The following is a 13,767-nucleotide window of genomic DNA, read 5'->3' as shown; positions in this document are numbered from 1 at the left end:
TTGTGGGTTTTGACTCGAACTTTCGGTTCATCTCGTCTTCACACACCGCAATCTGGCCTCTTTCGAGTCTACAGATTGCTTGGGTGTTATATGGTCAAGCCTCACGGGCAATTAGTACAGGTTAGCTCAACGCCTCACAGCGCTTACACACCCTGCCTATCAACGTCGTAGTCTTCGACGGCCCTTCAGGGGACTCAAGGTCCCAGTGAGATCTCATCTTGAGGCAAGTTTCCCGCTTAGATGCTTTCAGCGGTTATCTTTTCCGAACATAGCTACCCGGCAATGCCACTGGCGTGACAACCGGAACACCAGAGGTTCGTCCACTCCGGTCCTCTCGTACTAGGAGCAGCCCCTCTCAAATCTCAAACGTCCACGGCAGATAGGGACCGAACTGTCTCACGACGTTCTAAACCCAGCTCGCGTACCACTTTAAATGGCGAACAGCCATACCCTTGGGACCGGCTTCAGCCCCAGGATGTGATGAGCCGACATCGAGGTGCCAAACACCGCCGTCGATATGAACTCTTGGGCGGTATCAGCCTGTTATCCCCGGAGTACCTTTTATCCGTTGAGCGATGGCCCTTCCATACAGAACCACCGGATCACTAAGACCTACTTTCGTACCTGCTCGACGTGTCTGTCTCGCAGTCAAGCGCGCTTTTGCCTTTATACTCTACGACCGATTTCCGACCGGTCTGAGCGCACCTTCGTACTCCTCCGTTACTCTTTAGGAGGAGACCGCCCCAGTCAAACTACCCACCATACACTGTCCTCGATCCGGATAACGGACCTGAGTTAGAACCTCAAAGTTGCCAGGGTGGTATTTCAAGGATGGCTCCACGCAGACTGGCGTCCACGCTTCAAAGCCTCCCACCTATCCTACACAAGCAAATTCAAAGTCCAGTGCAAAGCTATAGTAAAGGTTCACGGGGTCTTTCCGTCTAGCCGCGGATACACTGCATCTTCACAGCGATTTCAATTTCACTGAGTCTCGGGTGGAGACAGCGCCGCCATCGTTACGCCATTCGTGCAGGTCGGAACTTACCCGACAAGGAATTTCGCTACCTTAGGACCGTTATAGTTACGGCCGCCGTTTACCGGGGCTTCGATCAAGAGCTTCGCGTTAGCTAACCCCATCAATTAACCTTCCGGCACCGGGCAGGCGTCACACCCTATACGTCCACTTTCGTGTTTGCAGAGTGCTGTGTTTTTAATAAACAGTCGCAGCGGCCTGGTATCTTCGACCGGCGTGGGCTTACGCAGCAAGTGCTTCACCCTCACCGGCGCACCTTCTCCCGAAGTTACGGTGCCATTTTGCCTAGTTCCTTCACCCGAGTTCTCTCAAGCGCCTTGGTATTCTCTACCCAACCACCTGTGTCGGTTTGGGGTACGGTTCCTGGTTACCTGAAGCTTAGAAGCTTTTCTTGGAAGCATGGCATCAACCACTTCGTCACCCAAAGGGTAACTCGTCATCAGCTCTCGGCCTTGAGATCCCGGATTTACCTAAGATCCCAGCCTACCACCTTAAACTTGGACAACCAACGCCAAGCTGGCCTAGCCTTCTCCGTCCCTCCATCGCAATAACCAGAAGTACAGGAATATTAACCTGTTTTCCATCGACTACGCTTTTCAGCCTCGCCTTAGGGACCGACTAACCCTGCGTCGATTAACGTTGCGCAGGAAACCTTGGTCTTTCGGCGTGGGTGTTTTTCACACCCATTGTCGTTACTCATGTCAGCATTCGCACTTCTGATACCTCCAGCAAGCTTCTCAACTCACCTTCACAGGCTTACAGAACGCTCCTCTACCGCATCACTTGCGTGATACCCGTAGCTTCGGTGTATGGTTTGAGCCCCGTTACATCTTCCGCGCAGGCCGACTCGACTAGTGAGCTATTACGCTTTCTTTAAAGGGTGGCTGCTTCTAAGCCAACCTCCTAGCTGTCTAAGCCTTCCCACATCGTTTCCCACTTAACCATAACTTTGGGACCTTAGCTGACGGTCTGGGTTGTTTCCCTTTTCACGACGGACGTTAGCACCCGCCGTGTGTCTCCCATGCTCGGCACTTGTAGGTATTCGGAGTTTGCATCGGTTTGGTAAGTCGGGATGACCCCCTAGCCGAAACAGTGCTCTACCCCCTACAGTGATACATGAGGCGCTACCTAAATAGCTTTCGAGGAGAACCAGCTATCTCCGAGCTTGATTAGCCTTTCACTCCGATCCACAGGTCATCCGCTAACTTTTCAACGGTAGTCGGTTCGGTCCTCCAGTCAGTGTTACCTAACCTTCAACCTGCCCATGGATAGATCGCCCGGTTTCGGGTCTATTCCCAGCGACTAGACGCCCTATTAAGACTCGCTTTCGCTACGCCTCCCCTATTCGGTTAAGCTCGCCACTGAAAATAAGTCGCTGACCCATTATACAAAAGGTACGCAGTCACCCAACAAAGTGGGCTCCCACTGCTTGTACGCATACGGTTTCAGGATCTATTTCACTCCCCTCTCCGGGGTTCTTTTCGCCTTTCCCTCACGGTACTAGTTCACTATCGGTCAGTCAGTAGTATTTAGCCTTGGAGGATGGTCCCCCCATATTCAGACAAAGTTTCTCGTGCTCCGTCCTACTCGATTTCACTTCTAAGATCCTTTCGCGTACAGGGCTATCACCCACTATGGCCGCACTTTCCAGAGCGTTCCGCTAAAATCAAAGAAGCTTAAGGGCTAGTCCCCGTTCGCTCGCCACTACTAAGGGAATCTCGGTTGATTTCTTTTCCTCAGGGTACTTAGATGTTTCAGTTCCCCTGGTTCGCCTCTTGCACCTATGTATTCAGTACAAGATAACCATCTTATGATGGCTGGGTTCCCCCATTCAGACACCTCCGGATCAAAGTCTGTTTGCCGACTCCCCGAAGCTTTTCGCAGGCTACCACGTCTTTCATCGCCTCTGACTGCCAAGGCATCCACCGTATGCGCTTCTTCACTTGACCATATAACCCCAAGCAATCTGGTTATACTGTGAAGACGACATTCGCCGAAAATTCGAATTTCTCAACTAAGAGAACTCACAAATTTTACCTTAGCCTGATCCGTTACCAGTGAAAGTAACGTTCAGTCTATCTTTCTATCACATACCCAAATTTTTAAAGAACGATCTAATCAAAAGACTAGAAATCAACATTCATCATCACCTTGATGGAATGCTCATTTCTAAGCTTTCAGAAGCAGTTTATGGTGGAGCCAAGCGGGATCGAACCGCTGACCTCCTGCGTGCAAGGCAGGCGCTCTCCCAGCTGAGCTATGGCCCCATTACAAAATTGGTGGGTCTGGGCAGATTCGAACTGCCGACCTCACCCTTATCAGGGGTGCGCTCTAACCAACTGAGCTACAGACCCAATTTCGAGCTTGTAACTGTTAGCTGTGAGCTATCAGCTTGGAGCTTAAAGCTGCTTCTATCGTCTTCTTCAATGAATCAAGCAATTCGTGTGGGAGCTCATGGAGCAGCTGCGGTCGTCGATTAAGGAGGTGATCCAGCCGCAGGTTCCCCTACGGCTACCTTGTTACGACTTCACCCCAGTCATGAATCACACCGTGGTAACCGTCCCCCCGAAGGTTAGACTAGCTACTTCTGGTGCAACCCACTCCCATGGTGTGACGGGCGGTGTGTACAAGGCCCGGGAACGTATTCACCGCGACATTCTGATTCGCGATTACTAGCGATTCCGACTTCACGCAGTCGAGTTGCAGACTGCGATCCGGACTACGATCGGTTTTGTGGGATTAGCTCCACCTCGCGGCTTGGCAACCCTCTGTACCGACCATTGTAGCACGTGTGTAGCCCAGGCCGTAAGGGCCATGATGACTTGACGTCATCCCCACCTTCCTCCGGTTTGTCACCGGCAGTCTCCTTAGAGTGCCCACCATAACGTGCTGGTAACTAAGGACAAGGGTTGCGCTCGTTACGGGACTTAACCCAACATCTCACGACACGAGCTGACGACAGCCATGCAGCACCTGTCTCAATGTTCCCGAAGGCACCAATCCATCTCTGGAAAGTTCATTGGATGTCAAGGCCTGGTAAGGTTCTTCGCGTTGCTTCGAATTAAACCACATGCTCCACCGCTTGTGCGGGCCCCCGTCAATTCATTTGAGTTTTAACCTTGCGGCCGTACTCCCCAGGCGGTCAACTTAATGCGTTAGCTGCGCCACTAAGAGCTCAAGGCTCCCAACGGCTAGTTGACATCGTTTACGGCGTGGACTACCAGGGTATCTAATCCTGTTTGCTCCCCACGCTTTCGCACCTCAGTGTCAGTATCAGTCCAGGTGGTCGCCTTCGCCACTGGTGTTCCTTCCTATATCTACGCATTTCACCGCTACACAGGAAATTCCACCACCCTCTACCATACTCTAGCTCGACAGTTTTGAATGCAGTTCCCAGGTTGAGCCCGGGGATTTCACATCCAACTTAACGAACCACCTACGCGCGCTTTACGCCCAGTAATTCCGATTAACGCTTGCACCCTCTGTATTACCGCGGCTGCTGGCACAGAGTTAGCCGGTGCTTATTCTGTCGGTAACGTCAAAACACTAACGTATTAGGTTAATGCCCTTCCTCCCAACTTAAAGTGCTTTACAATCCGAAGACCTTCTTCACACACGCGGCATGGCTGGATCAGGCTTTCGCCCATTGTCCAATATTCCCCACTGCTGCCTCCCGTAGGAGTCTGGACCGTGTCTCAGTTCCAGTGTGACTGATCATCCTCTCAGACCAGTTACGGATCGTCGCCTTGGTGAGCCATTACCTCACCAACTAGCTAATCCGACCTAGGCTCATCTGATAGCGCAAGGCCCGAAGGTCCCCTGCTTTCTCCCGTAGGACGTATGCGGTATTAGCGTCCGTTTCCGAGCGTTATCCCCCACTACCAGGCAGATTCCTAGGCATTACTCACCCGTCCGCCGCTCTCAAGAGGTGCAAGCACCTCTCTACCGCTCGACTTGCATGTGTTAGGCCTGCCGCCAGCGTTCAATCTGAGCCATGATCAAACTCTTCAGTTCAAACATCTTTGGGTTTTGAGAAAACCCTAAACTTGGCTCAGCAATCGTTGGTTACATCTTTGATTTCTCGCGGAGTAACTTGTGATGCTGATAATCTGTTGACTAGCAGTCTGACTCCACAAGCACCCACACGAATTGCTTGATTCAGTTGTTAAAGAGCGGTGGGTTGAGCCTTTCGTCTCAACCGAGGCGCGCATTCTACAGCGCCCCGTGTATCTGTCAAGCGGTTATTTTAAGAAGTTTTCAAAGTTTCGCTTGGAAATCCTTAACAACTTCAACCACTTGCGCTTTCGATCTCTCGTTAGCGGGAGGCGAATTCTACAGCGTTACTCGCTGCTGTCAACACCTCTTTTTCACCGCTTTCGATCGAGAAGATCGAATCGCCGATAGAGCCAAACAACACCGCCCTATCAACTCCTTCAGCGCTTCGATGAACTGAAGCGCCCGACCTATCGAAACCTACTTAACTCATTGAAACTCAAGGAGTTTTCCGTTTCGACTGCGCCGGAAGTGGGGCGAATTATAGACACCTGGAATCTGCCGTCAACCGTTATTTTCAGCTTTACTCAGATTTCAGCGTGACACGTGCGAAAGCTTTCTTGCCGGCCTGGCATATATGAGTGGACCCCAGCTCATATATATAGGTGCGATCTACAACCTCACCATCTATACGCACACCACCCGAACCCAACAGATCTCGCGCCACTGCCGCATTCTTGACCAAGCCTGCCTTATTAAGAACCGCCGCAATCGGCATATTCTCAGCAGCAGTCAGCTCGATCTCTGGCAGATCATCCGGCAGCTCACCGTCCTTCATACGATTACCCGCCGCACGATGAGCATTGGCCGCAGCCTCCTCACCATGGAAACGAGCAACGATTTCCTCAGCCAACTTAATCTTGATGTCCCGTGGATTGGCGCCCGCCTCTACATCGGCGCGGAACGCATTGATCTCATCCATGGACCGGAAACTCAACAGCTCAAAGTAACGCCACATCAGCACATCGGGAATGGAAACCAGCTTGCTGTACATGACGCCCGGCGCTTCCTGGATACCCACGTAGTTGCCCAGCGATTTGGACATTTTCTTCACGCCATCCAGACCTTCAAGCAATGGCATGGTCAGAATGCACTGCGCCTCCTGACCATAACCACGCTGCAGCTCACGCCCCATCAACAGGTTGAACTTCTGGTCGGTACCACCGAGCTCTACGTCGGCACGCAACGCAACCGAGTCATAGCCCTGTACAAGCGGATAGAGGAACTCATGAATGGCAATGGGTTGATTGGTCGTATAGCGCTTGTCGAAATCATCGCGCTCGAGCATGCGAGCCACGGTGTACTGAGACGTCAGGCGAATGAAATCCGCGGGCCCCATCTGATCCATCCAGGTGGAGTTGAACGCCACTTCGGTCTTGGCCGGATCAAGAATCTTGAAAACCTGAGTCTTGTAGGTCTCGGCGTTATCGAGAACCTGTTCGCGGGTCAGGGGTGGGCGCGTAGCACTCTTCCCGCTCGGATCACCGATCATGCCGGTGAAGTCCCCTATAAGGAAGATGACCTGGTGCCCCAGATCCTGGAACTGGCGCAGCTTATTAATAAGCACGGTATGACCCAGGTGCAGATCAGGCGCCGTCGGATCGAAGCCAGCCTTGATACGCAGCGGCTGCCCGCGCTTGAGCTTTTCGATCAGCTCGGACTCGACCAACAGTTCTTCCGCACCACGTTTGATCAGCGCTAGCTGCTCTTCAACCGACTTCATAACAGACCCGTAAGGCTCAGATTCAAAGGGCCCCAACCATACAAGATCGCACACCAAATACAAGGTTTGCCCGGCGCACGGACGCCAATCCACAGAACAGAGCGTTCGCGGGCTTGCTTCGCAGGGGTTTTGGTTATATTTTATACAGTTATTTCATCTTCATCATGTCATTCATCTTTTCCAATTCATTTTTTCAAAAGTCAAAATTACCTATGACCACAGAACCGTCTAAAGCGCCGCCGCTTTACCCGAAGACCCACCTGCTTGCCGCCAGTGGCATCGCAGCCCTCCTAAGCCTGGCGCTGCTGGTGTTTCCCTCCAGCGATGTTGAAGCCAAAAAGACGACTCTGAGTCTTGAACTGGAAAGTCCCGCTGAACAACTGACACAAGAACAAGACGCCGCCGAAGCCGTTCAAGCCACAAACGAGCCGGCCGCTTCTCCATTTGCGCAGATTGAAAATAGCCCGGAAGGCACTGCCACGGCCGCCGCCCACGCAGAAGCGCCCGCAGTAGCAGAAGAAAAGAAAGGGCCTGACCATCGCGAAGTGATTGTCGCCAAAGGCGACACACTTTCCACTCTCTTTGAAAAGGTTGGCCTGCCCTCCACCTCGGTCCATGAGATCCTGGCCAGCGACAAGCAAGCCAAGCAATTCACTCAGCTGCAACGTGGTCAGAAACTGGAGTTCGAACTCAACCCAGAAGGTCAGCTGACCAACCTGCACACCAAGCTGAGCGACCTGGAAAGCATCACCCTGACCAAGAATGACAAGGGTTATGTGTTCAACCGAGTCACGGCAAAGCCCACCGTCCGATCAGCCTACGTTCATGGCGTCATAAACAGCTCATTGTCCCAGTCGGCAGCGCGCGCGGGGCTCTCCCACAGCCTGACCATGGACATGGCCAGCGTGTTTGGCTACGACATCGACTTCGCTCAGGATATTCGCCAGGGCGACGAATTCGACGTCATCTACGAACAGAAAGTGGTCAACGGGAAGAGCGTCGGTAACGGCCCGATTCTTTCCGCGCGTTTTACCAACCGCGGCAAGACCTACACTGCGGTGCGCTACACCAACAAGCAGGGCAACAGCAGCTACTACACCGCCGATGGCAACAGCATGCGCAAGGCATTCATCCGTACACCGGTTGATTTCGCCCGCATCAGTTCGAAGTTCTCCGCCGGTCGCAAGCATCCGATTCTGAACAAGATTCGCGCACACAAAGGCGTCGATTACGCCGCCCCCCGTGGTACACCGATCAAGGCGGCCGGCGACGGCAAGGTCTTGCTGGCCGGACGTCGCGGCGGTTATGGCAACACCGTGATCATCCAGCACGGCAATACCTACCGTACGTTGTATGGCCACATGCAAGGCTTCGCCAAGGGCGTAAAGACGGGTGGCACCGTCAAGCAAGGCCAGGTTATTGGATATATCGGCACCACTGGCCTGTCCACCGGCCCACACTTGCACTATGAATTCCAGGTCAACGGCGTCCACGTCGATCCGCTCGGCCAGAAACTGCCAATGGCCGACCCGATCGCCAAAGCCGAGCGTGCGCGTTTCCTGGCCCAAAGCCAGCCCTTGATGGCTCGCATGGATCAAGAAAAAGCCACCATGCTGGCTTCGAGCAAGCGCTAAGCAATGGCGCTCTATATCGGTGTGATGTCCGGGACCAGCCTCGATGGCTTGGATATCGCACTGGTCGAACTGGCCCCGGCGATCAAATTGATCGCCACCCACTACATTCCCATGCCCGCCACCCTGCGCACCGAACTGCTCGAATTGTGCAGCAGCGGGCCCGATGAGATCGCTCGTTCCGCCATGGCTCAGCAAAGCTGGGTAAAACTGGCCGCGCAGGGCATTCATGCCCTACTCAACGAACAGAAACTCAAACCTCAAGGCATCACGGCCATTGGCAGCCACGGCCAGACCATTCGTCACGAGCCGTCCCGTGGATTTACCGTGCAAATCGGCAATCCGGCACTGTTGAGTGAGTTGACCGGTATCAGCGTGGTCAGTGACTTCCGCAGCCGCGATGTCGCCGCTGGCGGGCAAGGCGCGCCGCTGGTTCCGGCGTTTCACGAAGCTCTGTTCGACGAGCGAGTCGGTCATCGTGCCGTGCTGAATGTCGGCGGCTTCAGTAATCTCAGCCTGATAGAACCTGAAAAGCCGGTCGCCGGTTTCGACTGTGGTCCAGGCAATGTGCTGCTCGATGCATGGATACATCAACAACGAGGCGAACACTTTGACCGCGATGGCCGATGGGCCGCAAGCGGGAAAGTCGAGCCAACATTGCTCAAGACGCTGCTCAGCGATCCCTTCTTTGCCACCAAAGGGCCGAAAAGCACCGGGCGCGAAGTCTTCAACCTGCCCTGGCTCAACCAGCATTTGTCGCACCTGCCAGCCTTCGCTCCGGAGGACGTACAGGCAACATTGCTTGAGCTGACTGCCCTGACGATTATTGAATCACTGCAACATGCCCAATCGAACACTCAAGAGTTGCTGGTATGCGGCGGTGGCGCGCACAACCAGACGCTCATGAAGCGTCTGGCTGACTTGCTGCCGAATGCCAAGGTCAGCAGTACCGCGGTATACGGCGTAGACCCAGACTGGGTTGAAGCCATGGCTTTCGCCTGGCTTGCCCATTGTTGCCTTGAAGGTATTCCAGGCAATCGCCCAAGTGTCACGGGCGCCCGTGGCTTGCGCATACTCGGCGCCATCTATCCGGCCTGAAATCAAAAAAGGCGGACAATAAAAAACCGCAGGGCCGTACGGCGCTGCGGTTTTTTATTTATTGAAACGCTTAGATCGAGAACGAAGAGCCGCACCCGCAAGTAGTGGTCGCATTAGGATTCTTGATCACGAAGCGCGACCCTTCCAGACCTTCCTGATAGTCCACCTCGGCTCCCGCCAGGTACTGGAAGCTCATCGGATCAACCACCAGGCTGACGCCTTCGCGCTCAACGATGGTGTCGTCTTCGGCCACTTCTTCATCGAAAGTGAAGCCATACTGAAAACCGGAACAACCGCCGCCCGTTACGAATACGCGCAGCTTCAAACGATCATTGCCCTCTTCATCGACCAGGCTCTTCACCTTGTGCGCGGCACCGTGGGTGAATTGCAAAGCCGTGGGGGTGAAGGTTTCGACGCTCATGCTGAATATCTCCCGGCGCTTACGCCGCCATAATGCGTGATGGCGGGCATTATCCGCTTCTCCTACAAAATTGGTCAACTATTTGCGGAGCAGCGGCAAGCTACAAGTTCAAAGCTGCAGGCTTGTAGCTTGTGACTGCTGTTAAGGCAACATCCCCGCATGGGACAATCCCAGGCGCTCATCCAGACCGAACAGGATGTTCAGGTTCTGCACTGCTTGGCCGGACGCGCCCTTGACCAGGTTATCGATGACCGACAACACCACCACCAGGTCCCCATCCTGCGGACGATGCACGGCGATCCGGCAAACGTTCGCACCACGTACACTGCGGGTTTCCGGATGGCTACCGGCCGGCATTACGTCGACGAACGGTTCGTTGGCGTAGCGTTTCTCGAACAGCGCCTGCAAATCGACGGAGCGATCGACCACCGTTGCGTAAAGAGTGGAATGGATTCCACGAATCATAGGCGTCAGGTGCGGCACAAACGTCAGGCCGACGTCCTTGCCCGCTGCCCGACGCAGCCCTTGGCGGATTTCCGGCAAGTGGCGATGCCCTTTTACCGCATAGGCCTTCATGCTTTCCGACGTTTCGGAATACAGCGAGCCGACACTGGCGCCTCGACCGGCGCCACTGACACCGGATTTGCAGTCAGCGATCAGGCGCGACGTGTCGGCAAGACCGGCCTCGAGCAACGGCAGGAAGCCCAACTGCGTCGCAGTCGGATAACAACCCGGCACGGCGATCAATCGTGCCTGCCTGATTTTCTCGCGATTGACCTCCGGTAAGCCATAGACCGCTTCGTCCAGAAGCTCCGGTGCCCCGTGGGGCTGGCCGTACCACTTGGCCCATTCATCGGAATCCTGCAGGCGGAAGTCCGCCGACAGATCGATAACCTTGGTCCCGGCCGCCAACAACTCCCCCGCCAAGGCGTGTGCAACGCCATGAGGGGTGGCAAAGAACACCACATCGCAGGCGCCCAGGGTCTTGATGTCCGGAACGCTGAATGCCAGGCCGTCGTAATGGCCTCGCAGGTTCGGATACATATCGGCGACGGCCAGGCCGGCCTCGGATCGGGAGGTGATGACCACCACCTCAGCTTGCGGATGCTGCGCCAACAGACGCAGCAGTTCGACACCGGTGTAACCCGTGCCGCCGACGATACCGACCTTGACCATAAACCTGCCCTCAACGAACCACTGGAAAGCCGTCGATAATAGGGGCCGCAAGGCGTGGCGACAACCGTCAAGGTGACGTGTGGCCGCTCTAACCTCTACTATCGGGCTACCGTGAATCTGGGAATAACTAAAAATGCTCTATCTGTGGCTCAAGGCACTTCACATCGTCAGCATGGTTTGTTGGTTCGCCGGTTTATTCTACCTGCCGCGCCTATTTGTCTATCACGCCCAAAGCGGAGATAACGTCAGCAAGGAGCGCTTCTGTGTAATGGAGCGCAAGTTGTATCGCGGCATCATGGGCCCGGCGATGATTGCCACGCTGGTATTCGGCATCTGGTTGCTCAGCCTCAATGCCGGCGCCTACTTCACCCAAGGTGGCTGGATGCACGCCAAATTGACCCTGGTCGTTCTGCTGATCGGTTATCACCACATGTGCGGCGCCCAAGTAAAACGCTTCGCCCGTGGCGAGAACACCCGCAGCCATGTCTTTTATCGCTGGTTCAACGAGGTGCCAGTTCTGATATTGCTGGCTATTGTAATTCTGGTCGTAGTCCGGCCGTTCTAAAGTCCAGTAGCACTATTCGATCGAGGGTACATCCCATGCCGTTGCCCGCTTTGCTTGAAGAACGCCTGCGGCTGCCTGTCGTTGCCGCGCCAATGTTCCTGATTTCCAATCCCCAGCTCGTGCTTGCCTGCTGTCGCAATGGTGTTGTCGGCAGTTTCCCGGCACTGAACCAACGCGAAAGCAGCGGTTTCAAGGCTTGGCTGGAAGAAATCGAAGCGGGCCTGGCAACAATGGAAAAGCCGGCGCCCTACGCGGTCAATCTGATCGTTCATGCCAGCAACCCGCGGCTCCAGGCTGACCTGGCGATCTGCATCGAGCACAAAGTACCTATCGTCATTACCAGCCTTGGCGCGGTAAAAGAGCTGGTGGATGCGGTGCATGGGTATGGCGGCCTGGTTTTTCACGACGTGACCACTCGCCGTCACGCCGAAAAAGCCGCAGAAGCAGGTGTAGACGGCTTGATTGCCGTCGCGGCCGGCGCTGGAGGGCATGCCGGGACCTGGAGCCCTTTCGCTTTGGTCGCCGAAATTCGGCAGTTCTTTGATAAAACCCTGCTGCTCGCAGGATGTTTGAACCACGGCCATCAGATTTTGGCGGCGCAACTGCTCGGCGCGGATCTGGCCTACTTCGGAACGCGGTTCATTGGCACGACAGAAAGTCACGCGTCCGACGCTTATAAAGAGATGTTGCTCACATCCAGGGCCGCAGACATCGTGCATACTCCCGCAGTATCCGGCGTGCCAGCCAGTTTCATGCGCCAGAGCCTGGAAGATGCCGGCTTCGACCTGCTTGCCCTGCAGAACAAGAGCGCGGCAGATTCCGGATCGAAACTCAAACCGCTGAATGATGAAGCCAAGGCCTGGAAGACCGTATGGTCCGCAGGCCAGGGTGTTGGTGAGATCAATGATTTACCCAGCGTCGATCAATTGATCGCGCGCCTGGATAAAGAATACCGCCAGGCACAAGCCCGGGCGGCACAGCTCGGAGGCCAATGGCCCCGCTGAACCCAAAAAATACAAACCAACTTTGAAAGACAAGGATGCCAGGCATGAGCGAAACCCGCTTCAACATTGTATTCGACGGAGCCCTGTTGCCAGGCGTCGATACCACCACCGCCAAGCTGAACCTCGCGGAGCTGTTCAAGAGTGATGTCAGCGCCATTGAACGATTGTTCAGCGGTCGCAAGGTGTCGCTTAAAAACAACCTGTCCCAGGGCGACGCGCAGAAGTACCTGGAAGCGCTGCATAAAAGCGGCATCGATGCACGAATCGAAGCAGAACCGTCCCTTCAGCTGGACCTCGGCGAGGTGCAGGAATCGCCGCATCAGCCTAGCGGGCGCCACCCGGACACCATCATTGATCCCGTTTCGCCCTACGCGCCTCCCCGCGCCCCGGTAGGCGAAACGCTTGCCGAATACGGCCCGCTCAAGCCTTTCAGTTTCGATGGCCGTATCGGGCGCCTGCGATACCTGGCCTGGACCATGGTTCTGACACTGGCGGTAATGCCCGTGGTCGGGATTGCATTCTGGTTGAGCCTGTCCTGGTTGCTCGTCGCCAGCTCAACGACCGCGATGATCATCGGCGGACTCGTAGCCGTAGCCGTCTTCCTCGCTTTTGCCTACGTGAGCATCCAGTTCAGCGCCCAGCGCCTGCACGATCTCGGCTGGTCCGGATGGCTGTGGTTGCTCAACCTGGTGCCGTTCGTGGGCAGCCTCTTCCCATTCGTCCTCATATTCGCTCCCGGCAATAGTGGCCCGAATCGCTACGGCCCTCCACCTCCGCCCAACAGCACCGCGGTCAAGGTCCTTGCCTGGCTGTGGGTCGTCCTGATCGCCCTGATTTTCATCGGTGCATTGGCTGGCGCGTTCAGCAGCATCGGCGAGGAGTACGGCAGCAGCTCCTTGAGCAGCTATGAAAGCAGCGAATCCATTGACGAATCGGCCGAAGAACCGGCCGCCGAAGCAGCCGAGCCAGCCGCACCTTCTGTAGACTACGAAGAAGAGGAACAATAAGCGCGCTTTGCGCCGGTGACAGCTCAGTCCACCGGCGCCCTGCGCGGCGATGGAGA

Annotated in this window: 8 protein-coding genes, 2 tRNA genes and 2 rRNA genes; 5 read left to right on the top strand and 7 right to left on the bottom strand. The window is 55.2% G+C overall.

Going from position 1 to position 13,767, the window contains the following annotated elements:
- Positions 1–90: 90 nt before the first annotated feature.
- From M8Q45_RS27990 to tyrS, 5 genes are all read right to left on the bottom strand, one after another.
- A 23S ribosomal RNA gene (locus M8Q45_RS27990) occupies positions 91–2,982 on the bottom strand.
- Between the two features lie 242 nt (positions 2,983–3,224).
- Positions 3,225–3,300: transfer RNA gene (locus M8Q45_RS27985), tRNA-Ala, on the bottom strand.
- Positions 3,301–3,310: 10 nt separating this feature from the next.
- Positions 3,311–3,387 (bottom strand) — tRNA-Ile (locus M8Q45_RS27980).
- A 123-nt stretch (positions 3,388–3,510) separates the two neighbouring features.
- A 16S ribosomal RNA gene (locus tag M8Q45_RS27975) occupies positions 3,511–5,047 on the bottom strand.
- The 16S and 23S rRNA genes sit together here with 2 tRNA genes alongside, the layout of an rRNA operon.
- A 562-nt stretch (positions 5,048–5,609) precedes the next feature.
- Positions 5,610–6,809, bottom strand: a complete 1,200-nt coding sequence (gene tyrS, locus M8Q45_RS27970; protein ID WP_249877238.1) for a tyrosine--tRNA ligase — start codon at positions 6,807–6,809, stop codon at positions 5,610–5,612.
- A gap of 212 nt (positions 6,810–7,021) precedes the next feature.
- Between tyrS and M8Q45_RS27965 the strand changes: the two genes are divergently transcribed.
- Positions 7,022–8,443, top strand: a complete 1,422-nt coding sequence (locus tag M8Q45_RS27965) for a peptidoglycan DD-metalloendopeptidase family protein (protein WP_249877404.1) — start codon at positions 7,022–7,024, stop codon at positions 8,441–8,443.
- 3 nt (positions 8,444–8,446) lie between these two features.
- On the top strand, positions 8,447–9,538 hold the full coding sequence (locus tag M8Q45_RS27960) for an anhydro-N-acetylmuramic acid kinase (RefSeq protein WP_249877237.1): 1,092 nt from the start codon (positions 8,447–8,449) through the stop codon (positions 9,536–9,538).
- 70 nt (positions 9,539–9,608) lie between these two features.
- Here the strand turns inward: M8Q45_RS27960 and erpA are convergent, their stop codons facing one another.
- Both erpA and argC read right to left on the bottom strand, forming a co-directional pair.
- Positions 9,609–9,959, bottom strand: a complete 351-nt coding sequence (erpA, locus tag M8Q45_RS27955) for an iron-sulfur cluster insertion protein ErpA (protein WP_003177727.1) — start codon at positions 9,957–9,959, stop codon at positions 9,609–9,611.
- Between the two features lie 141 nt (positions 9,960–10,100).
- Complete coding sequence (argC, locus tag M8Q45_RS27950; protein WP_249877236.1) at positions 10,101–11,135, bottom strand: N-acetyl-gamma-glutamyl-phosphate reductase; 1,035 nt, start codon at positions 11,133–11,135, stop codon at positions 10,101–10,103.
- A gap of 133 nt (positions 11,136–11,268) precedes the next feature.
- On the opposite strand from argC, the gene hemJ reads away from it, so the two are divergent.
- From hemJ to M8Q45_RS27935, 3 genes are read left to right on the top strand one after another with little or no spacing between them, the layout of a single operon-like run.
- Positions 11,269–11,700: a protoporphyrinogen oxidase HemJ gene (gene hemJ / locus M8Q45_RS27945; RefSeq protein ID WP_249877235.1), complete on the top strand. Its 432-nt coding sequence runs from the start codon at positions 11,269–11,271 to the stop codon at positions 11,698–11,700.
- Between the two features lie 35 nt (positions 11,701–11,735).
- Entirely contained in the window at positions 11,736–12,704 is a 969-nt protein-coding gene (locus M8Q45_RS27940; protein ID WP_249877234.1) for an NAD(P)H-dependent flavin oxidoreductase, read from the top strand.
- A 44-nt stretch (positions 12,705–12,748) separates the two neighbouring features.
- Positions 12,749–13,711 carry a DUF805 domain-containing protein gene (locus tag M8Q45_RS27935; protein ID WP_249877233.1) on the top strand — a complete coding sequence of 321 codons (963 nt, stop codon included), beginning with the start codon at positions 12,749–12,751 and terminating at the stop codon, positions 13,709–13,711.
- The last annotated feature ends 56 nt before the right edge of the window (positions 13,712–13,767 follow it).

Origin of the sequence: Pseudomonas sp. T1.Ur, assembly GCF_023516725.1 — a bacterium.
Lineage (GTDB): Bacteria > Pseudomonadota > Gammaproteobacteria > Pseudomonadales > Pseudomonadaceae > Aquipseudomonas > Aquipseudomonas alvandae.
This window is presented reverse-complemented; position numbering and strand designations above follow the sequence as displayed.

Bases quoted from the DNA above. Each gene is read 5' to 3' on its own strand.
- tyrS (WP_249877238.1), bottom strand. From the start codon at position 6,809: ATGAAGTCGGTTGAAGAGCAGCTAGCGCTGATCAAACGTGGTGCGGAA.
- M8Q45_RS27965 (WP_249877404.1), top strand. From the start codon at position 7,022: ATGACCACAGAACCGTCTAAAGCGCCGCCGCTTTACCCGAAGACCCAC.
- M8Q45_RS27960 (WP_249877237.1), top strand. From the start codon at position 8,447: ATGGCGCTCTATATCGGTGTGATGTCCGGGACCAGCCTCGATGGCTTG.
- erpA (WP_003177727.1), bottom strand. From the start codon at position 9,959: ATGAGCGTCGAAACCTTCACCCCCACGGCTTTGCAATTCACCCACGGT.
- argC (WP_249877236.1), bottom strand. From the start codon at position 11,135: ATGGTCAAGGTCGGTATCGTCGGCGGCACGGGTTACACCGGTGTCGAA.
- hemJ (WP_249877235.1), top strand. From the start codon at position 11,269: ATGCTCTATCTGTGGCTCAAGGCACTTCACATCGTCAGCATGGTTTGT.
- M8Q45_RS27940 (WP_249877234.1), top strand. From the start codon at position 11,736: ATGCCGTTGCCCGCTTTGCTTGAAGAACGCCTGCGGCTGCCTGTCGTT.
- M8Q45_RS27935 (WP_249877233.1), top strand. From the start codon at position 12,749: ATGAGCGAAACCCGCTTCAACATTGTATTCGACGGAGCCCTGTTGCCA.